Source organism: Flavobacterium xueshanense, assembly GCF_900112975.1.
GTDB lineage: Bacteria > Bacteroidota > Bacteroidia > Flavobacteriales > Flavobacteriaceae > Flavobacterium > Flavobacterium xueshanense.
Map to the genome: position 1 here is coordinate 320,614 of NZ_FONQ01000002.1, position 18,627 is coordinate 339,240.

Below are 18,627 nucleotides of genomic sequence, written 5' to 3' on the forward strand. Positions count from 1 at the left end.
TTTTTATGGTATAAAAGTATAAAAAGTATCTTTGTCTTTTAATATATAAAGATATGTTTTCAAAATTAGCGTACTCCGTATTCGAACAAAGCATCAAAGATTATCATCAATTTGATAACGTTAACCAGCCTATAAATAATCCTTTTCCGAAGGATAAATTTGAACATTTATTGTATCACAAAAACTGGATTGATACCGTTCAATGGCATTTTGAAGATATTATTCGGGATCCAAATATTGATCCTGTGGCTGCTTTAACATTGAAAAGAAGAATTGATGCTTCTAATCAGGAACGTACCGATATGGTGGAATATATTGACAGTTATTTTCTTCAAAAACACAGTCTTGTAATCGTAAAAGATAATGCAAAAATCAACTCCGAAAGTCCGGCGTGGGCTTTTGACCGATTGTCGATTTTGGCATTGAAAATTTATCACATGCAAGAAGAAACTAATCGTGCCGCAGCTTCACAAGAGCACAGAGATAAGTGTCAGACAAAGTTGAATATTTTATTGGAGCAAAGAACAGATTTGTCAACTGCTATTGATGATTTATTGACAGACATTGAAAATGGCAATAAATTCATGAAAGTGTACAAACAAATGAAAATGTACAATGATGATGATTTGAATCCTGTTTTGTACCAAAACAAGAAGTAAAAAAGATATTTTGAACCATAAAAGTATTAAGATTCATTAAGTTTCTCTTAATTACCTAATGGTTTTTAAACAATAATTAATTGGCAACTAGCATCAAACATATAGCCGTCATGAGACTTTCCGCAATGGGAGATGTCGCCATGACGGTTCCTGTTTTACGCGCTTTTGTAAACCATCATCCACAAGTTAAAATCACAGTGATTTCCAGACCGTTTTTCGAACCTTTTTTTGAAGAAATTCCCAATCTTTCTTTTTTTGCTTTCGATGAAAAAGAACGACACAAAGGGTTTTTGGGATTGTTGCGCTTGTTCCAAGATTTAAAAGGTTTAAACATTGATGCTTTTGCCGATTTACACAACGTTTTGCGTTCTAAAGTCATCCGAAATCTTTTTGCGTTAAGCAGAAAAAAAACAGGTTCGGTGGATAAAGGAAGAGCAGGAAAAAAAGCGTTGACCCAATCCGAAAATAAAGTGTTTCAGCAACTCCCTACGATGTTTGCAAGACACGTCAAAGTATTTGAACAACTCGGTTTTACAGTTGATTTATCACATCCAGTTTTTCCTGACAAACCAATTTTGGGCCATGAAATTCTGACGATAATTGGAGGAAAAAATCACAAACTTATAGGAATTGCTCCTTTTGCACAATACGATTCTAAAGTATATCCGTTGGATTTGATGAAGCAAGTAATTGACAAATTAGCTTTAAATACAACACATACCATTTTACTTTTTGGCGGTGGAAAAAAAGAAATTGAACTATTGAATTCACTTGCTTCCAACAAAAAAAACGTAATCAATATGGCTGGGCAACTCAAATTGCAGCAAGAATTGCAGCTCATCAGTAATTTGGATGTGATGCTTTCGATGGATTCCGGGAATGCGCACATTGCGGCTATGTTGGGCGTAAAAGTAATTACACTTTGGGGCGCTACGCATCCGTATGCAGGATTTTCACCGTTTAATCAGCCATTGGAAAATTCTTTGGTTTCCGATAGAAATATTTTTCCAAAATTACCAACTTCGGTGTATGGAAATAAAAAAGTTGCAGGTTATGAAGATGCCATGCGAACGATTTTGCCGGAATCAATAGTTTTAAAAACAAAAAATATTCTTTTGAACCATTAAGGCATTAAGAGATTTAAGATTTAATGAAACTTAATTCTTTAATGGTTCAAGAATTCAAAGCCAAATTATTTCGTCTTGACATCGCTTCAAAATATATCTTTTTAAATTCGAAATGGTTTCCTGATAATTTGGAGCGTCATACCCAAAACGTTCGTGCTCGGCTTGTTCTTTTTCGATAGCATCGCAGCCTTTTATGACTTCTTTAAGCATATCAAGCATTGCCAATTCTTTGTTGGTTGTTTTTTGAAATTTGAATTCCACTATTTCATCTTGTAATTGCTCACAATATTCTAAAAGTTGCGTTACTTCTGGTTCGTTAAGAAGGGAAGGGTTGTTTTTGAATATTTCTCGAATGGATTTCATATAAAAAACAGTTTACAGTCTCAGTTTAAAGCTTAGATTTCAAATCCATTCTTTCATGAAGAATCCTTATTATTTCTATTTCTTTGACCGAAATAATTCTATAAAAAATAATGTGATGATTGGTTTTAAATCCTAAAATATCAGGTTGAATTAACACATAATTTTTCCCAAAGTTGGGATAGTTGGCTAATTCCTGACAAGATTCTAATAGTTGTTTATAATATTTATTGGCTTGTTTTTCTGACCATTCCTCATAAGTATACTCCCAGATTTCAGCTAAATCATTTACAGCTAAATTTGTCAAATAATATTTAGCCATTTACTCTTTTCTTTGCTTGTAACGTTTCTAGGTGATTTTTTGGGTCAAAGTCTTTTGCAAGTCCACTATCGATTCCTTCCTGAATGGCATTTTTTAATAGTAGAACTTTATCTTCTTCTTCTTCTAGCATACGAAGACCAGCCCGAATTACCTCACTTGCATTTTGAAATCGACCTTTTGAAATACTTTTTTCGACAAAAATTTCAAAATGATTTCCTAAAGAGATTGACGTGTTCTTTCCCATGATTTTAATTTTTTACTAAAGTACCAAAAATTGGTAACAATTGAAATGTTTGTTCTGAAAATTTAACGTTTCCCTGTTTCTTGTAGCAGGGGAAAAGTATATATTAAATTTTTATCAATCACTCGATTTACAAGGATAAGACAACTTTAAATTAAGCCTAAAACCAAATAAAGTAAAACTACGGTTAGAGGTAATTTTAGTTTGTTTTTTTATAATTCTTTTTAATTAAATTCCAATATATCATATCATTTTCTATTCTTATCTGTGCAAAATTAAATTTATTCAGAAGATTTATCGAACTATTATTTTCGGTTAAACAATTTGCAGTAATTTCTTTTATTATTTCGTTTGAGAAAGCCCATTTTATTATTTCTCTTACTGCTTCTTCTGCGAAACCTTTTCGTCTTTCCTCTTTAATTATGCCATATCCTATATCAATATTTTCTTCTTTATTGTTAAATCCTTTAAATCCTAAATCTCCAATTATTTCCAACGTGTCTTTTTTGATTATCATCCAAGATTCATAACCCGTTGGAGAACCTACTTTAGTTAGATTATTAATAATTCTAGGTAATGTTTCTAAAACATCATTGTCTGGCCAACTTTTCCCTTTTTGAAAGTTCCATTTTTCTAAATCACTAAAATCATTGTTTAAAATATTTTGACAAAATGAAATTGTAAAAGGTTTAAGTATTAATTTTTCAGTTATTAGTTGTTCAATTTCAATTTTTTTAATTTTCATATTTTTTTGTAGAAGATTATCAAAGTAAATAAATATAAGGTGTTACCTCATAGGATTCAAAAACAGTGTAGATTTTAATGTACTATTATTCTGCTAATATACTACAAATCAAAATCTTCTCAAAACAAAAAAACTTCCCTTTTCAGAGAAGTTTTTGTTATAATTCAGACTAATTCTTAAACATCATCATAATCCACATAAATAGTCGCTGAGGTAGGATGCGCTTGACAGGTAAGAATAAGTCCATCTGCGATTTCTTTATCGGTAAGGATGGAATTTTTAGTCATTTCGGCAGTTCCGGAGATAACGCGAGCCAAACAACTGCTGCATATTCCGCCTTGGCATGAATACGGAGCATCAATACCCTGCTTTAAAGCGGCATCAAGAACGGTTTGTTTTTGTGACATTTCGAAAGTCGTTTCCTCATCATCTACCATTATGGTAATTTTAGTATGACCTTCTAATGATTGTTCTATTTTATGTTCTTTCGTAGAAGTGGAAAACAATTCAAATTTTATTGCCGATTCTTTTACATTATGTTCTTTTAAAACACCAGAAACAATATTGATCATTTCTTCCGGTCCACACAAAAAGAACTTATCAAATTCTAATTCCTTGTGTTTGTTATTCAAAATAAAATTCACCGTCGATTTTTCAATTCGTCCAAACAAGGCATGTTCAACTTTGGCTTGACTGAAAACATAATGAACAAAAAGACGTCCTACATATTGCAATTGCAAATCGTGTAATTCTTGATGGAAGATAGTTTCTTCAGGCGTTTTGTTTCCGTAAACCAATACAAAAGAACTCTTCGGTTCATTTTTCAATACGGATTTTAAGATAGACATCACTGGTGTGATTCCGCTTCCCGCTACAAAAGCTGCGTAGTTTTTTTGTCGATCCACTTGGGGATCAAAAGTGAATTTCCCTTCTGGTTTTCCTACTTCAAGAACATCGCCAACTTTGAGTTTTGTATTAGAAAATTGTGAGAAAGCACCGTTTTTGACAGCTTTCACTGCAATGCGCAACTCGCCGCTTTCGGGAGAAGAACAGATAGAATACGCCCGACGAATTTCAGTACCGTCAAGTGTTAATTTTAAGTTGATGTATTGACCGGCAATATAAGCGTAATCTGCTTTTAATTCCTCGGGTACGTTAAAAAGTATCGAAACAGCGTCTTTGGTTTCGCGTTTTACTTCTTTTATTATTAATTTCAGAAAGGATGACATGTGATTATTTTTTTACAAAGATAGGAAACACATTAGATTTTTTGAATCCAAAATATTTGAAAATTTTAATACCTAAAACTATTATGTATAAGAATCTTATGTATATTTGTTTTTCAAAATGAGATTACTTCGTGCCTCGCAATGATAAAAAAATGAAAAACTCACAATTATATAAAGGAAGTCTGAATACGATTATAATGAAATTGCTCGAAGAAAACGGCAAGATGTACGGGTATGAAATCACCCAAAAAGTCAAGGTGATTACCCAAGGCGAACTCAACATTACCGAAGGCGCTTTGTATCCGGCTTTGCACAAACTGGAAGCGGAGGGTTTACTGGATGTAGAAATCGAAAAAGTGGACAACCGCATGCGTAAATATTACAAACTCACGGAAAGCGGTCAGAGAGAAACCGTAAACCGACTCTCAGAACTCGAAGATTTCATCCGAAACATGCAGAGTTTAGTGAACGCAAGCCCAAAATTAGAATTTTAATTTTTTGAAGATGAAACTAACCACCGAACAAATAGAATATGTATCTAATTATGTCAAATCCTTTGAAATCAAGTGGTATGAATTACAAGTAGAATTTACAGATCACATGGTAACTAGTATGGAGGAAATTTGGGGGAAAGATCCTGAACTAACTTTTGAGCAAGTAAAACAGCATGCAGCAAAAAAATTTGTAGGGGATTCAAGTTTTAAATCTATTACAAAGGAAAGAAAACGTATTTTGCAAAAAGAGTACAGGAAAGTACAATGGAAAATGATAACTGAGTATTTGAAGTTTCCTAAAATTATTGGAAGTATCATATTAGTGTATCTCGCGTATACTTTTTCATTTTTTTTTGTTAGTCCTCAGAAATATTTAGCGGTATTATTTTGTTCTTTATTACTCATTGGTTTACCATCGCTGTATTACTGGTGGAAAAGCAAAGAAATTGATGGTAAGCATTTTTTAACTTTAGAAACCTTAAACCCTAATCTTTTGGTATTTTCTTTTCCTTCTTTGGGAATGAATATAACTAGACAACTGAAAGAAGAATTACTGCAATACCAATGGTTAATATTGTTTTTTTGTTGTATTTGGGTATTAGGAATTTTGATTTCAATTACAGCAATTCATCTTCAAAAGAAAACAAACGAAAATGTCAAAAAACAATACCAACTAACATAATTTTTTGAAGATGAAACTAACTAACCACCAACTAACGATTATTGAAGAAACGCTTGTTTTAAATGGAGTTGTTTATGATGATATTAAACTAGAATTGATTGATCATATTGCTTCAGAAATTGAGGCGGAAGCTTTTAGTGAAGCGAAACCTTTTGAGATTATTTTAACAAAGGTATTTGATAAATGGAAGCCACAATTAAAACCAACTTCGCATAATTTATTGCTAGGTTATGGGTTTTTAGCCCCAAAGATTATTTCAGATAAATTTGCCGATGACAAGAAAAAGGAACTCCTTGTCGCCGGAGTTACTGTCTGTATGCTTACGGTTTTAATTTTATTGATTAAGAGTAAATTTCAGAGTCCTTCAATTTTATCGGGCATTGTTTTTGTTTTACAAACGACATGCGTACTGGGTGCATTATTGATTGTAAGTGCAAGACTATTTGTTTTAAAATCCAAAACAAAAACAACATATTTATTTTGGTTTAATAAAAGTTTTTCTTTGATTTTGCTTTACGGTTTGCTCATCGGATCTGGTTTTTTCCCCATCCTTGTTACGAATGAAAATTTAGAAATAAGAGTCGGATCCTTGATTGTAGCTTTAACTTATTTATTCTTAGTTTATGGGAATTTAAAATTTTTTTACAAACACTTACAATTCAAAAAGAAACTGTCTATTTCTAATGCATGAAACTGATAGTCCAACGGACAGACCGACTTTATCCACAACATATTGTTCCAACTATTCAATAGTTTTTTAATCAATGACTATTTTTTATTGGGAGTAAATATTGTTTTTATAGTAGTAAGCATCGTACTTTTCATCACTTTTAAAATAATCCCTTCCAAAGTAGAAGCCTATTAAAAACAAACCTACCCGGAATATAAATAAGAAAACTTGTAACGTTTTCTTGTTTTGACTACATATTACAAAACCAAAATAACCAAATTATGATTCAAAAATTCCTTTATCTCGAATGGAAAGCATTTTTTAGGTCAGCTTCCTTCGCTACTAATCTGGCTTTGAAAATCCTGATGGGCTTTGTGGCCATTTATTTCATTTTAATTTTCCTAGCATTAGGAGTCGGGGCCTTTTATATTCTGAAGAAAATGAATTTCGATCCCATCGTAACTGTAAATCAATTCATGATTTATTATGTATTGATGGATTTAATCATCCGATTGCTGTTGCAAAAAATCCCGGTGATGAACATTCGTCCGATGTTGATTTTTCCAATTGAAAAATCCACAATTGTTCATTTCTCTTTGGGGAAAACCGTTTTGTCATTCTTCAATTTGGTGCATGGTTTTTTCCTGATTCCGTTTTGTGTTGTTTTAATCATCGAAGGTTATGATGTGCTTTCCGTCGTGCTTTGGTACACTGCCATCTTTTCTTTGCTATTCACCAACAATTTCCTCAATATTCTACTGAGTAATAAGGATAATTTATTTGCAATTTTCTTAGCAATGGCTGCTATTTTAGGAGGATTACATTATTACGGACTCTTTAATATCACGGAGTTAACAGCGCCATTTTTCAATGCTATTTTCAATACGTATTGGGCTTTTGCCATTCCGGTTTTGGGTCTAATAGCTATATATTATGTTACTTTCCAGTATTTTAAAAAGAATTTATACCTCGACGCTGGATTGTCAAACAAACATGATGTTGCCAAAACGGAGGAGCTGACTTGGTTAAACCAATTTGGAACCATAGGAACCTTCTTAAAAAACGACATTAAATTAATCAAAAGAAACAAACGGTCAAAAACTACCGTGGGATTGAGTGTCATGTTCCTTTTTTATGGTTTGCTTTTCTTTACTAATGGGATCGAAGCTTATAATAATCCTGTAATGCACATTTTTGCCGGGATTTTTGTTTCGGGCGGATTCTTAATCACTTTTGGACAATTTGTACCGAGTTGGGACAGCGCCTATTACCAGTTGATGATGACGCAAAACATTCCGTACAAAGGCTATTTGAGTTCGAAATGGTGGCTGATGGTAATTGCTACAATAGTGACCACTACCATTGCATCGTTCTATCTTTATTTTGGATGGCAGGTATATTTAACAATTGTTGTGGGTGCGATTTATAACATCGGAGTCAATTCTCATTTGGTTTTATTGGGTGGTGCATACACCAAAACACCAATCGATTTAAGTTCCGGAAAAGGTGCTTTTGGCGATAAAAAAGCATTCAATGTAAAAACCATGTTGATTTCGATTCCGCAGTTGGCTTTGCCCGTTTTGTTGTATTGGCTAGGCTCTAAATATGCAAATCCAAATGTAGGCTTAGCGCTAGTAACAGGGGCAGGAGTGATTGGTTTTGCATTCAAAGAGAAAGCATTTTCGTTGATTGAAAAAATCTACAAATCAGAGAAATACGCGACCATTGCGGCTTATAAACAAAAAGGATAATTAGCAATCACATTACCCAAGTAACCAGTTAAACGATTAAACTTCAAAAAATGATACAAGTAAACAACCTTTCGAAAACATACAACGGAACAACCGTATTAAAAATAGATACTTTAGAAATAAAAAAAGGCGAAAGCTTTGGATTAGTAGGGAATAACGGAGCCGGAAAAACCACTTTTTTCAGTCTCTTATTGGATTTAATCCAGCCATCAACAGGAAATATTATCAATAATGACATTCAGGTAAACACCAGCGAAAACTGGAAACCATTTACTGCTTCTTTCTTAGATGAAAGCTTCCTGATTGGGTACTTAACGCCGGAAGAATATTTTTATTTCATTGGTGATTTACGCGGACAAAACAAAGCCGATGTCGATGCTTTACTGGCAACACACGAAGAGTTTTTCAACGGAGAAATACTTAAAAACAAGAAATATTTACGCGATTTATCCAAAGGAAACCAGAAAAAAGTAGGCATCATTGCCACCTTAATTGGGAATCCGGAAGTCATTATTCTGGACGAACCGTTTGCCAATTTAGACCCAACCACCCAATTTCGATTAAAAAAAATTATCAAGGATTTAGCTGATAATCCGGAAGTAACCGTCTTGGTTTCCAGCCACGATTTACTGCACACCGTTGAGGTCAGCAACAGGATTGTCGCGTTGCACAAAGGTGAAGTGGTCAAAGACATTCAAACTTCGCAAGAGACGTTACAGGAATTAGAACTGTTTTTTGCTGTTTAAAATTCAACGCAACAGTCGTAGACAAAACTTTTACCGCTAATTTGCGAATTGCATTTATTAATTTGAGTGTTCAGTTTGCGAATTAGCGGTTTATTTTTGGCGTAACCCTCCGTAAAAACTTCGGGTCGGGCTGTCCGCTGTATCTTTATTTTCTTAAAGAAAGAAAATAAAGGATGCCGCTTTCATCCCTTACGCACCAGATGAATATCCAAATATAATGTCATAATTTTCACGATATCAAAAAGAAATGTATTTTTACCAGTTCATATACTAAAAAGTATATTTGGCAGTTAATTGATAAAAACGTTTTCCATTGAAAATCAATATATTTAAACCATTATCCTTCTTGTTATTTTTTGCTTTTTTGGTAGCTTGTTCTACAAAGAGAGACACTTTTATGGCTAGGAATTCACATGCTTTGAGTACCAAATATAATATTTTATATAACGGTCAAGTAGGCTTGGATAAAGGAGTTGAGGCGGTAAATACCAACAGCGATGACGATTTTTGGCAACTACTGCCGGTAGAAAAAATGCAAATTGTAGAAGATTTCACTTCCACAACAAAATCTAAAAACACCGATTTTGAATTGGCAGAAACCAAAGCTACCAAAGCCATTCAAAAACATTCGATGAACATTGGTGGTAAAGAAAAAAACAGTCAAATTGACGAAGCGTATCTGATGCTCGGAAAAGCCAGATATTACGACCAACGATTTGTTCCTGCACTCGATGCATTCAATTATATTTTGTACAAATACCCAAACAGCAGCCGAATTTATGAAGCTAAAATTTGGCGGGAGAAAACCAACATGCGTCTGGGAAATGATGCTTTGGTGATAAAAAATATCAGTAAATTATTAGAAGATCAAGATGTAAAAAAACAAGTTTTTGCAGATGCAAACGCTCTTTTAGCCGCTTCTTTTTTAAATTTAGAAGAAAAAGACAGTGCAGTTGCTAAACTAAAATTAGCAATAGAATTCACGAAAGTAAATCAGCAAAGAGCCCGTTACCGTTTTGTTTTGGGACAACTGTATCAAGAATTAGGATACAAAGACAGTGCTGTTACTTCCTATCAATCCGTGATTGCTATGAACCGAAAAGCGGAGCGCAAATTTGTTATTCAGGCACATGCCAAAAAAGCGGAGTTGTTTGACTACCAAGCGGGAGATTCGGTTTCTTTTGTAAAAACATTCGATAAATTGATTCAAGACCGGGAAAATCGTCCGTACAAAGATTTGATTTTTCATCAAATGGCAGTATTTCATGACAAGCAAAACAATCAGAAAACTGCATTGAATTTTTATAATGCATCGTTACGTACCAATTCAAAAGACACCTATTTAGTAGCTTCAAATTACAGAAATTTAGGAAACCTGTATTTTCGAAATGCAGAATATCCGTCGGCAGCAAAATACTACGACAGTACTTTGGTTAAACTGAATATTAAAACAAGGGAATTTGCAAAAATCCAAAAAATAAGAAGTAACCTCGATGAGGTGATGTTGTATGAAGCGCTTGCAAAGCGAAATGACAGTATTTTAAATGTGGTTGCGATGAATCCTGCGGATCGTAAAACTTATTTTGAAAAGTACATTGTTGCGCTAAAAGAAAAAGATGAGGTTAAGCAACTTTTAGAGGAGAAAAACAAAGCGAAACAGGAAAACATAAACAGAAACAATGCGATTACTTCGATGGATCCTGCTTCAGGTCAAGAGCCGGTAAAATCAGCCCGTAAATCATCAATGGCTCCGCCTACAATTACCAGTGCGGCTTCTCAACCAGCAGCTGGTGTTTTCTATTTTTATAATCCTACAACGGTCGCTTTTGGAAAAGTAGAATTTAAGAAAAATTGGGGCGAAAGGACATTAAATGGCAATTGGAGAATTTCATCAGGAAATGCAAATTCAGCTTTGGCTACTGCTTCGGATGAGGATAAACAATCCGTTGAAAAGGAAGCGGAACCAAATAAAATTATGGAACAATACACCGCTGATTTTTACCTGAAACAGCTTCCAACAGCGCAAATAGAATTGGACAGCATCAATAAAGAACGCAATTTTGCGTATTATCAGTTAGGGATTATTTACAAGGAAAAATTCAAAGAAAATGCTTTAGCAACTGCTAAACTGGAACAATTTTTAATCAATAATCCAGAAGAAAAACTGACGCCGCCGGCGATGTATAATTTGTATAAATTATATCAAATCACAGATGTAAATAGAGCGGCGGAAATGAAAAACAAGATTTCAGCTCAATTTCCGGATTCTCGATATGCACAAATAATTAATAACACTAATCCAAATGGAATTTCTCAAAATGAAACCCCGGAAAATGTCTATAATAAATGGTACAAGTTATTTCAACAAGAACAATTTGTTACGGTTTTAGAAAACGCAGACGTTTTGATTAGTCAGTTTTCGGGAGATGAGATTGTATCCAAATTTGAGTTGCTAAAAGCAAATGCTATTGGTAAATTAAAAGGTTTGACGGCCTACAAGAACGCATTGCAAGTGGTAGCGGATAATTATCCCAACAGTGAAGAAGGGAAAAATGCACAAGTTATTCTGACCGAACAAATCCCATTTTTAGAGAAAGTGGAATTCAAAACAACAGATTCAAACAATTGGAAAATTCTATTTCTTGTGGGTTCCCGAGACGATAAAAACACAAAAGCTTTAGAAGAAAAAATCAAATTATTCATTGCGAGTGAAAATCTTCAAAAACTATACTATTCGTATGATATTTACACGGAGAAAGAAAATTTTATTACAATTCATGGGATAAAATCACGAGTTTACGCGGATGATATTGCACTGGTTTTGAAAGAAAATGTAAAATATAAAATGACCGAGCCAGCTATTGTGGTTTCGGGCGATAACTACAAAGTGATTCAAATTAAGAAAAATCTTGAAACGTACTTAGTACCAGCAAAAGAGTAAAATATGTTTAATAAAAAACAAAAATCCTACACCGATCTTTTGGGAAAAACCAATCGAATCGTGGAAGGCACAATTATAAAAGGCGACATTATATCCCAAGCTGATTTTAGATTGGACGGGAATTTAATAGGAAATTTTCAGTCGGAAGGAAAAATAGTTATTGGACCTGCGGGAAGTGTCACTGGCGATATTATCTGTAAAAATGCGGATGTCGAAGGAAAATTTGACGGAAAAATACAAGTTACTGAAATCCTGAATGTAAAAGCGAAGGCCAGTATTCATGGCGAAGTTTCAGTAGGAAAATTATCCGTGGAACCTGGCGCTGATTTCACTGCGTCTTGCGCGATGAAAACCAATAGTATAAATCAAACCTTGAATGATGGACAACAAAACACCAAATAAAAACAATTCCAACAAGTGGTTGGTATTTATGGGAATTCCGTTTCAAATGGGAATTGTTATTTTCGCGTTCACTTACTTTGGGATGTGGTTAGATAAAAAATATTCAGATGAAAGCTCTTCCTTTTACACTATTATTTTATCACTATTGTCCGTTTTTATAGCACTTTACAACGTAATTCGCCAAGTTAAAAATATTAATAAAAATAACGAATGATTAAAATTTTACCGTTTTTGAAGTATTTAATACCCTTCACATTGCTCTTATTTGCTGCACAATATTATGGAACAGCAGCCTGGAATACACATCATGAATTTTTTTATGCTACTTGGAGTATTTATCTTTTCCTGTTTGTTACCACACTTTTAATCTATTTGCTGTTGCTTTTTGTAAATTTAAATTTTCCTGATTTTACTGGTTTTGCTTTTCTGGGCACCACTTTTGTGAAAATGATGGCGGCTGTCGTTTTTTTGATTCCATTGATACAATCAGAAGGCAGAGAAACTAATTTGGATATAGCAGCTTTTTTCATCCCTTATTTCCTATTTTTGCTTTTTGAAACCGTTTTTGCGGTACGATTAATAGATAAAAGATAAGTTGCTTGAAAATAATGCAATACGATTATAAAATTCATTTTTTGAAATCATCATTATAATTTTCAATTAAATATGTACCTTTGCAAAAAATTTTAAAAACGTAAAATCAGATACACAATTAATAATGGTAATTTCTAAAAAATCACTTCAATTCCTGTTAGTTACTTTTCTAGCGTGTATGCCGTTGGTTACTTTCGCAAATCCAACAGCGGATAGCCTTCAAAATCATACTGAAAACGCTGCTCCTGTTACAGAAGCGCACGTAGAAACAGGTCATTCTGCTGAAAAAGAATTCAATGCTACGGAATTGATTAATGATCACATTGGAGATTCTCATGAATTTCACATTGCGGATTATGATGGTCATCCTATTACGTTTTATCTTCCTGTGATTTTATGGACAAACAATGGATTGAAAATTTTTTCTTCAGAACAATTTCACCATGATAATGAAGGACACCATGTTGTTGATGTTAATGGTCAAAAATTAGTTCGTTTCAACGAGGTTATTTTTTATGCGGATAAATTTGAAACCTTAACGGAGGATGAAAGAAAAAATGGTGCTTTCGCATTTGACGCCAGACCGCTTGATTTTTCAATCACTAAGAATGTTTTCTCGATGTTAATGTCAGCTCTTGTATTGTTCTTCTTGTTCCTTGCTGTAGCGCGTTCTTACAATAAAAATAAACTAGCACCAAAAGGAATCGCTGGATTTCTTGAGCCATTAGTAATATTCGTTAGAGATGAAATCGCGATACCTAATATTGGAACAAAAAAATACGCGAAATACATGCCGTATTTATTGACTATATTTTTCTTTATCTGGATTAACAACCTTATTGGATTGATTCCTTTTTTCCCTTTCAGTTCAAACCTTACCGGAAATATCTTCTTTACATTTGTATTAGCATTGATTACTTTTATTGTAACTTCTTTCAGTGCTAACAAAGATTATTGGAAACATATTTTTATGCCTCCGGTTCCTAAAGCATTATATCCCATTATGATTCCTGTAGAAATCATTGGAATGTTGACAAAACCTTTTGCATTAATGATTCGTTTATTCGCGAATATTACTGCAGGACATATTATTATATTGAGTTTAGTCTCATTGATTTTTATATTCAAAACAGTAGCCGTTGCGCCTATTTCTGGAGCTTTCGTATTGTTCATGAGTGTACTTGAAATGTTGGTTGCGGCGTTACAGGCTTATGTCTTTACGTTGTTGACAGCATTGTTTATTGGTCAGGCCGTAGCAGAGCATGATCATCATTAAAATGTGTTTTATTAATTATTAACTATATTAAATTTAGTATTATGGTATTAGCTGGAATCGGAGCTGGATTAGCTGTTATTGGTGCAGGTCTAGGTATTGGAAAAATTGGTGGTTCTGCAATGGACGCTATTGCTCGTCAACCTGAGGCTGCTGGAAAAATCCAGACTGCTATGATTATTGCTGCTGCACTTATTGAAGGCGTTGCACTTTTCGCAGTAGTTGTTGCGTTGATCGCACAATAATTAAAATTTAAAACTTCCTGATACGGTTGGTATCAGGGAGTTTTTATTTCTAAAACAAACTTTTTAAATATAAAAATATGAATTTAACAGCACCAGAGAGTTTAATTTTTTGGACCTCGATCATCTTTATAGTTTTCTTTATCCTTTTAAGAAAATTTGCCTGGAAACCAATTCTTGGCGCAGTAAAAGGTAGAGAAGATTCAATCAATGAAGCCTTATCTTCAGCAGAAACTGCTCGTAGAGAAATGCAAAATCTTACTGCCGAAAACGAACGTATTCTTCAGGAAGCAAGATTAGAACGTGACTCTTTATTGAAAGAAGCGCGTGAAATGAGAGAAAAGATGATTGCTGATTCTAAAGCTGATGCACAAGCAGAAGGCGCAAGAATGATCGAGCAAGCTAAAACAGCTATTTTAGCAGAAAAAAATGCGGCTATGGCTGAATTGAAATCACAAGTTTCATCATTGTCTTTGAGTATTGCTGAAAAAGTATTAAAGGATGAATTATCTAACAAAGAAGCTCAAACAAAATTGATTGAGAATATGTTAGGTGACGTTAAATTGAACTAATTATGGCAAGTACAAGAGCAGCAATTCGTTATGCAAAAGCAATTCTAGACTTAGCAAACTCAAAAGGTGTTGCCGAAGCAGTAAGCAGTGATATGAAAACTATTGCTACAACTATTCATGGAAATTTAGAATTGAGTACTTTTATTCAAAATCCTACCATTAAAGTTGCGGTAAAAGAAAATGCCTTGTTAGAAGTTTTTGCGGGTATCAACGGAGTAACTCAAGGGTTATTTCATTTATTATTTGAAAACAAAAGATTCGAAATATTAGGGGCTATTGCTACTGAATATGGTAAATTATCTGACTTGGAAAATGGTATCGAAGTAGCGCAAGTTACTACTGCAATTCCTATGGATGCGGCTTTAGAAACAAAAGTTTTAGCGAAAATAGCAACATTTTCAGATAAAAAAATTACAATAGAAAACATAGTAGATCCTGCGATAATTGGAGGTTTTATTTTGAGAATAGGTGATAAGCAATACAACGCTTCAGTTGCCAATAGATTACAAGTATTAAAAAGAGAGTTAAGTAATTAGTTTTATTGCACATTTAAGTGTCTAAATTATAAATTAAGATGGCGGAAATCAAACCTGCTGAAATTTCAGCAATATTAAGAAAGCAAGTAGAAGGTTTTGAATCTGGTGCTACACTAGAAGAAGTAGGAACAGTGCTTCAAGTTGGAGATGGTATTGCTCGTATTTACGGGCTTTCTAATGTTCAATATGGAGAGTTAGTTGAATTTGACAATGGATTAGAAGCTATTGTTTTGAATCTTGAAGAAGACAATGTAGGTGTAGTACTTTTAGGACCATCAACAGGAATCAAAGAAGGTTCAACTGCAAAAAGAACACAACGTATTGCTTCTCTTAAAGTAGGAGAACAAATGGTAGGTCGTGTAGTAAACACTCTTGGTTTTCCTATTGATGGAAAAGGACCAATCGGTGGAGATTTATACGAGATGCCTTTAGAAAGAAAAGCTCCTGGAGTTATCTTCCGTCAGCCCGTTACTGAACCATTACAAACGGGTATTAAAGCAGTAGATGCTATGATTCCAGTTGGTCGTGGACAACGTGAGCTAGTTATTGGTGACCGTCAGACAGGTAAATCAACTGTTTGTATCGATACTATCTTAAATCAAAAAGAATTTTACGATGCTGGGAAACCAGTATTTTGTATCTATGTAGCTATTGGACAAAAAGCTTCGACTGTAGCAGGAATCGCTAAAATGTTAGAAGAAAAAGGTGCAATGGCGTATACTGTTATCGTTGCTGCAAATGCATCTGATCCAGCTCCTATGCAAGTGTATGCTCCTTTCGCAGGTGCTGCAATTGGTGAATATTTCAGAGATTCAGGTCGTCCGGCTTTAATTGTTTATGATGATTTATCAAAACAAGCCGTTGCGTATCGTGAGGTTTCTCTTTTGTTAAGAAGACCACCGGGACGTGAGGCATATCCTGGAGACGTTTTTTACTTGCACAGTAGGTTATTAGAGCGTGCTTGTAAAATAATTGCAGATGATGGCATCGCTAAAAATATGAATGATTTACCAAATTCATTGAAATCAATTGTAAAAGGTGGTGGTTCTCTTACTGCGTTACCAATTATTGAAACTCAAGCTGGTGACGTTTCTGCATACATTCCAACAAACGTAATTTCGATTACAGATGGTCAAATTTTCTTGGATGGAGATTTGTTTAACTCTGGGGTACGTCCGGCAATTAACGTTGGTATTTCGGTATCTCGTGTTGGAGGAAATGCACAAATTAAATCAATGAAAAAAGTAGCAGGTACTTTGAAACTGGATCAGGCACAATTCCGTGAATTGGAAGCATTTGCTAAATTTGGTTCTGATTTAGATGCCGTTACTTTAAACGTAATTGAAAAAGGAAAAAGGAACGTTGAAATTTTGAAACAAGGTTTGAACGATCCATATACTGTTGAAGATCAAGTTGCGATTATCTATGCTGGTTCTAAAAACTTATTGAGAAATGTTCCTGTGAACAAAGTAAGAGAATTTGAGAAAGATTTCTTGGAATTCTTGAACAACAAACACAGAGCAACTCTTGATGCTTTGAAAGCAGGAAAATTAACAGACGAAATTACAGATGTAATCGAATCTGTAGCAAAAGAATTATCAGCAAAATATAACTAATTTAGTGAAAAATGAAAAGTGAGTAGTTTTGGCTATTCACTCTTCACGATTCACTCTTCACTACAAAAAAAATGGCAAATTTAAAGGAAATCCGTAATAGAATTACTTCCGTTTCATCGACGATGCAAATTACATCGGCAATGAAAATGGTTTCTGCAGCAAAGCTAAAGAAAGCACAAGATGCAATTACAGCAATGCGCCCTTATGCCGAAAAATTAACTGAATTATTGCAAAATCTTTCTGCTGCACTGGAAGGTGATGCTGGTGGAGAATTTACAACCCAACGCGAAATTAAGAAAGTGTTACTTGTTGTAGTGACTTCTAACAGAGGTTTAGCGGGTGCTTTTAATACGAATGCAATCAAAGAAGCTAAAAGCCGCGCTGAATTTTACGCAGGTAAACAAGTGGATATTTTTGCCATAGGAAAAAAAGGAAACGATGTTTTAAGCAAAACATTACCGGTTGTAGCTAATGAAAGCGCTGTTTTTGATGATTTGACTTTTGATAATGTGGCTAAAATTGCTAATTCATTAATGGAGAAATTCGTTGCTGGTGAATACGATAAAATTGAGTTGATTTACAATCAATTTAAAAATGCAGCTACACAAATCGTTCAAACAGAACAATTCTTGCCTTTAGCGTCTCTCAAGTCAGATGTTACGGTTGCTCCTGGAGATTACATTTTTGAACCATCGAAAGAAGAAATCGTGTTGACTTTGATTCCAAAATCATTAAAAACACAATTGTATAAAGGAATTCGGGACTCATTTGCTTCTGAGCACGGAGCGCGTATGACTGCGATGCACAAAGCAACTGATAACGCAACGGAATTGAGAAATCAATTGAAATTGACTTATAATAAAGCACGTCAAGCTTCTATTACTAATGAAATCTTAGAAATTGTTGGTGGAGCGGAAGCATTGAATGGGTAATACATTATTGATTCAAAATACATTGAGAGAGCCAACAGATGTTGGCTCTTTTTTTATGTACTTAACTCCTATTTTTGTTTTTTTTAATTGGGTTTTCTGTGCTTGTTTTGACTTGGGACGTTCCCATTATAGAGTCAATTTGTTTTTTACCTATGGCCTCTAACCAAGATATTTGTTTTGTTTTGCTTTTTTGCCAGGGACATGTATTTACTGCTTTTTCTATTTCAGGTAAGGCTATTTTACCTTTTTTTTGGGCGTAAGATGGTGCAGGGAATAATGCAAAGCATACCGAAAAGTACATGTATTTTTTCATATTTTTATACTGAAATCACTATTAAATGTTTTGCAAATACTAAGCTAAATTTATCGTCAGCCTAAAACATCTGTAATAAAATTCACTATTATTTCCAAGTATTGTGTGATTATTTTAAGTATCAGTGTAAACATTTTAATTTGATTTGATTTTCTGTTATTACTGTATTTTAATTATTAG

Annotated in this window: 23 protein-coding genes; 17 read left to right on the forward strand and 6 right to left on the reverse strand. The window is 33.9% G+C overall.

Translation table 11 applies throughout. The annotated features are described in order from the left end of the window. The first annotated feature begins 53 nt into the window (after positions 1 to 53). Both BMZ76_RS03630 and BMZ76_RS03635 read left to right on the forward strand, forming a co-directional pair. Positions 54 to 659 (forward strand): DUF4254 domain-containing protein, encoded by a 606-nt coding sequence (locus tag BMZ76_RS03630; RefSeq protein WP_091203354.1) that lies wholly within the window; start codon positions 54 to 56, stop codon positions 657 to 659. Positions 660 to 769: 110 nt separating this feature from the next. Continuing rightward, positions 770 to 1,786 (forward strand): glycosyltransferase family 9 protein, encoded by a 1,017-nt coding sequence (locus BMZ76_RS03635; protein WP_091203355.1) that lies wholly within the window; start codon positions 770 to 772, stop codon positions 1,784 to 1,786. A 54-nt stretch (positions 1,787 to 1,840) separates the two neighbouring features. On the opposite strand, the gene BMZ76_RS03640 is transcribed toward BMZ76_RS03635, so the two are convergent. The 5 genes from BMZ76_RS03640 to BMZ76_RS03660 form a co-directional block, all read right to left on the reverse strand. After that, positions 1,841 to 2,149, reverse strand: coding sequence for a hypothetical protein (locus BMZ76_RS03640; protein WP_091203356.1), 309 nt, complete (start codon positions 2,147 to 2,149; stop codon positions 1,841 to 1,843). Positions 2,150 to 2,174: 25 nt separating this feature from the next. Beyond that, positions 2,175 to 2,468, reverse strand: coding sequence for a type II toxin-antitoxin system RelE/ParE family toxin (locus BMZ76_RS03645; protein ID WP_091203357.1), 294 nt, complete (start codon positions 2,466 to 2,468; stop codon positions 2,175 to 2,177). Continuing rightward, positions 2,461 to 2,712 (reverse strand): type II toxin-antitoxin system ParD family antitoxin, encoded by a 252-nt coding sequence (locus BMZ76_RS03650; RefSeq protein ID WP_091203358.1) that lies wholly within the window; start codon positions 2,710 to 2,712, stop codon positions 2,461 to 2,463. Before BMZ76_RS03650 ends, BMZ76_RS03645 begins: the two co-directional genes overlap by 8 nt. A 196-nt stretch (positions 2,713 to 2,908) precedes the next feature. Next, positions 2,909 to 3,454: a GNAT family N-acetyltransferase gene (locus tag BMZ76_RS03655; RefSeq protein ID WP_091203359.1), complete on the reverse strand. Its 546-nt coding sequence runs from the start codon at positions 3,452 to 3,454 to the stop codon at positions 2,909 to 2,911. Positions 3,455 to 3,630: 176 nt separating this feature from the next. Beyond that, on the reverse strand, positions 3,631 to 4,683 hold the full coding sequence (locus tag BMZ76_RS03660; protein WP_091203360.1) for a ferredoxin--NADP reductase: 1,053 nt from the start codon (positions 4,681 to 4,683) through the stop codon (positions 3,631 to 3,633). Positions 4,684 to 4,835: 152 nt separating this feature from the next. Between BMZ76_RS03660 and BMZ76_RS03665 the strand changes: the two genes are divergently transcribed. From BMZ76_RS03665 to atpG, 15 genes are all read left to right on the forward strand, one after another. Further along, entirely contained in the window at positions 4,836 to 5,177 is a 342-nt protein-coding gene (locus tag BMZ76_RS03665; RefSeq protein ID WP_091203516.1) for a PadR family transcriptional regulator, read from the forward strand. Positions 5,178 to 5,187: 10 nt separating this feature from the next. Continuing rightward, positions 5,188 to 5,859 carry a hypothetical protein gene (locus BMZ76_RS03670; protein ID WP_091203361.1) on the forward strand — a complete coding sequence of 224 codons (672 nt, stop codon included), beginning with the start codon at positions 5,188 to 5,190 and terminating at the stop codon, positions 5,857 to 5,859. A 10-nt stretch (positions 5,860 to 5,869) separates the two neighbouring features. After that, positions 5,870 to 6,550, forward strand: coding sequence for a hypothetical protein (locus tag BMZ76_RS03675; protein ID WP_091203362.1), 681 nt, complete (start codon positions 5,870 to 5,872; stop codon positions 6,548 to 6,550). Between the two features lie 260 nt (positions 6,551 to 6,810). After that, on the forward strand, positions 6,811 to 8,280 hold the full coding sequence (locus BMZ76_RS03680) for a DUF5687 family protein (RefSeq protein WP_091203363.1): 1,470 nt from the start codon (positions 6,811 to 6,813) through the stop codon (positions 8,278 to 8,280). A gap of 50 nt (positions 8,281 to 8,330) precedes the next feature. Continuing rightward, positions 8,331 to 9,026, forward strand: coding sequence for an ABC transporter ATP-binding protein (locus BMZ76_RS03685; RefSeq protein ID WP_091203364.1), 696 nt, complete (start codon positions 8,331 to 8,333; stop codon positions 9,024 to 9,026). Positions 9,027 to 9,339: 313 nt separating this feature from the next. Continuing rightward, positions 9,340 to 11,967, forward strand: coding sequence for a type IX secretion system periplasmic lipoprotein PorW/SprE (gene porW, locus BMZ76_RS03690; protein WP_091203365.1), 2,628 nt, complete (start codon positions 9,340 to 9,342; stop codon positions 11,965 to 11,967). Positions 11,968 to 11,970: 3 nt separating this feature from the next. Continuing rightward, complete coding sequence (locus BMZ76_RS03695) at positions 11,971 to 12,369, forward strand: bactofilin family protein (protein ID WP_091203366.1); 399 nt, start codon at positions 11,971 to 11,973, stop codon at positions 12,367 to 12,369. Positions 12,370 to 12,397: 28 nt separating this feature from the next. Next, positions 12,398 to 12,583: an AtpZ/AtpI family protein gene (locus BMZ76_RS03700; protein ID WP_317615049.1), complete on the forward strand. Its 186-nt coding sequence runs from the start codon at positions 12,398 to 12,400 to the stop codon at positions 12,581 to 12,583. Continuing rightward, positions 12,580 to 12,963 carry a hypothetical protein gene (locus tag BMZ76_RS03705; RefSeq protein ID WP_091203368.1) on the forward strand — a complete coding sequence of 128 codons (384 nt, stop codon included), beginning with the start codon at positions 12,580 to 12,582 and terminating at the stop codon, positions 12,961 to 12,963. The genes BMZ76_RS03700 and BMZ76_RS03705 overlap by 4 nt, the downstream gene beginning before the upstream one ends. 124 nt (positions 12,964 to 13,087) lie before the next feature. Beyond that, positions 13,088 to 14,239 (forward strand): F0F1 ATP synthase subunit A, encoded by a 1,152-nt coding sequence (gene atpB / locus BMZ76_RS03710; RefSeq protein ID WP_091203369.1) that lies wholly within the window; start codon positions 13,088 to 13,090, stop codon positions 14,237 to 14,239. Between the two features lie 41 nt (positions 14,240 to 14,280). After that, positions 14,281 to 14,481: an ATP synthase F0 subunit C gene (gene atpE / locus BMZ76_RS03715; protein WP_026708812.1), complete on the forward strand. Its 201-nt coding sequence runs from the start codon at positions 14,281 to 14,283 to the stop codon at positions 14,479 to 14,481. A 77-nt stretch (positions 14,482 to 14,558) separates the two neighbouring features. Further along, on the forward strand, positions 14,559 to 15,050 hold the full coding sequence (locus tag BMZ76_RS03720; RefSeq protein WP_091166431.1) for a F0F1 ATP synthase subunit B: 492 nt from the start codon (positions 14,559 to 14,561) through the stop codon (positions 15,048 to 15,050). Between the two features lie 2 nt (positions 15,051 to 15,052). Continuing rightward, positions 15,053 to 15,586, forward strand: coding sequence for an ATP synthase F1 subunit delta (gene atpH, locus BMZ76_RS03725; protein WP_091203370.1), 534 nt, complete (start codon positions 15,053 to 15,055; stop codon positions 15,584 to 15,586). Between the two features lie 38 nt (positions 15,587 to 15,624). Further along, a complete protein-coding gene (gene atpA, locus BMZ76_RS03730) occupies positions 15,625 to 17,202 on the forward strand; it encodes a F0F1 ATP synthase subunit alpha (RefSeq protein ID WP_091203371.1) in 1,578 nt (525 codons plus the stop codon). 71 nt (positions 17,203 to 17,273) lie between these two features. Further along, complete coding sequence (gene atpG, locus BMZ76_RS03735) at positions 17,274 to 18,134, forward strand: ATP synthase F1 subunit gamma (protein ID WP_091203372.1); 861 nt, start codon at positions 17,274 to 17,276, stop codon at positions 18,132 to 18,134. Positions 18,135 to 18,195: 61 nt separating this feature from the next. Here the strand turns inward: atpG and BMZ76_RS03740 are convergent, their stop codons facing one another. Next, positions 18,196 to 18,447, reverse strand: coding sequence for a hypothetical protein (locus BMZ76_RS03740; protein ID WP_091203373.1), 252 nt, complete (start codon positions 18,445 to 18,447; stop codon positions 18,196 to 18,198). Positions 18,448 to 18,627 lie beyond the last annotated feature (180 nt).

Coding starts and splice junctions, on each gene's coding strand:
- BMZ76_RS03630 (WP_091203354.1), top strand. CDS start 54: ATGTTTTCAAAATTAGCGTACTCCGTATTCGAACAAAGCATCAAAGAT.
- BMZ76_RS03635 (WP_091203355.1), top strand. CDS start 770: ATGAGACTTTCCGCAATGGGAGATGTCGCCATGACGGTTCCTGTTTTA.
- BMZ76_RS03640 (WP_091203356.1), bottom strand. CDS start 2,149: ATGAAATCCATTCGAGAAATATTCAAAAACAACCCTTCCCTTCTTAAC.
- BMZ76_RS03645 (WP_091203357.1), bottom strand. CDS start 2,468: ATGGCTAAATATTATTTGACAAATTTAGCTGTAAATGATTTAGCTGAA.
- BMZ76_RS03650 (WP_091203358.1), bottom strand. CDS start 2,712: ATGGGAAAGAACACGTCAATCTCTTTAGGAAATCATTTTGAAATTTTT.
- BMZ76_RS03655 (WP_091203359.1), bottom strand. CDS start 3,454: ATGAAAATTAAAAAAATTGAAATTGAACAACTAATAACTGAAAAATTA.
- BMZ76_RS03660 (WP_091203360.1), bottom strand. CDS start 4,683: ATGTCATCCTTTCTGAAATTAATAATAAAAGAAGTAAAACGCGAAACC.
- BMZ76_RS03665 (WP_091203516.1), top strand. CDS start 4,836: ATGAAAAACTCACAATTATATAAAGGAAGTCTGAATACGATTATAATG.
- BMZ76_RS03670 (WP_091203361.1), top strand. CDS start 5,188: ATGAAACTAACCACCGAACAAATAGAATATGTATCTAATTATGTCAAA.
- BMZ76_RS03675 (WP_091203362.1), top strand. CDS start 5,870: ATGAAACTAACTAACCACCAACTAACGATTATTGAAGAAACGCTTGTT.
- BMZ76_RS03680 (WP_091203363.1), top strand. CDS start 6,811: ATGATTCAAAAATTCCTTTATCTCGAATGGAAAGCATTTTTTAGGTCA.
- BMZ76_RS03685 (WP_091203364.1), top strand. CDS start 8,331: ATGATACAAGTAAACAACCTTTCGAAAACATACAACGGAACAACCGTA.
- BMZ76_RS03695 (WP_091203366.1), top strand. CDS start 11,971: ATGTTTAATAAAAAACAAAAATCCTACACCGATCTTTTGGGAAAAACC.
- BMZ76_RS03700 (WP_317615049.1), top strand. CDS start 12,398: ATGGGAATTCCGTTTCAAATGGGAATTGTTATTTTCGCGTTCACTTAC.
- BMZ76_RS03705 (WP_091203368.1), top strand. CDS start 12,580: ATGATTAAAATTTTACCGTTTTTGAAGTATTTAATACCCTTCACATTG.
- atpB (WP_091203369.1), top strand. CDS start 13,088: ATGGTAATTTCTAAAAAATCACTTCAATTCCTGTTAGTTACTTTTCTA.
- atpE (WP_026708812.1), top strand. CDS start 14,281: ATGGTATTAGCTGGAATCGGAGCTGGATTAGCTGTTATTGGTGCAGGT.
- BMZ76_RS03720 (WP_091166431.1), top strand. CDS start 14,559: ATGAATTTAACAGCACCAGAGAGTTTAATTTTTTGGACCTCGATCATC.
- atpH (WP_091203370.1), top strand. CDS start 15,053: ATGGCAAGTACAAGAGCAGCAATTCGTTATGCAAAAGCAATTCTAGAC.
- atpA (WP_091203371.1), top strand. CDS start 15,625: ATGGCGGAAATCAAACCTGCTGAAATTTCAGCAATATTAAGAAAGCAA.
- atpG (WP_091203372.1), top strand. CDS start 17,274: ATGGCAAATTTAAAGGAAATCCGTAATAGAATTACTTCCGTTTCATCG.
- BMZ76_RS03740 (WP_091203373.1), bottom strand. CDS start 18,447: ATGAAAAAATACATGTACTTTTCGGTATGCTTTGCATTATTCCCTGCA.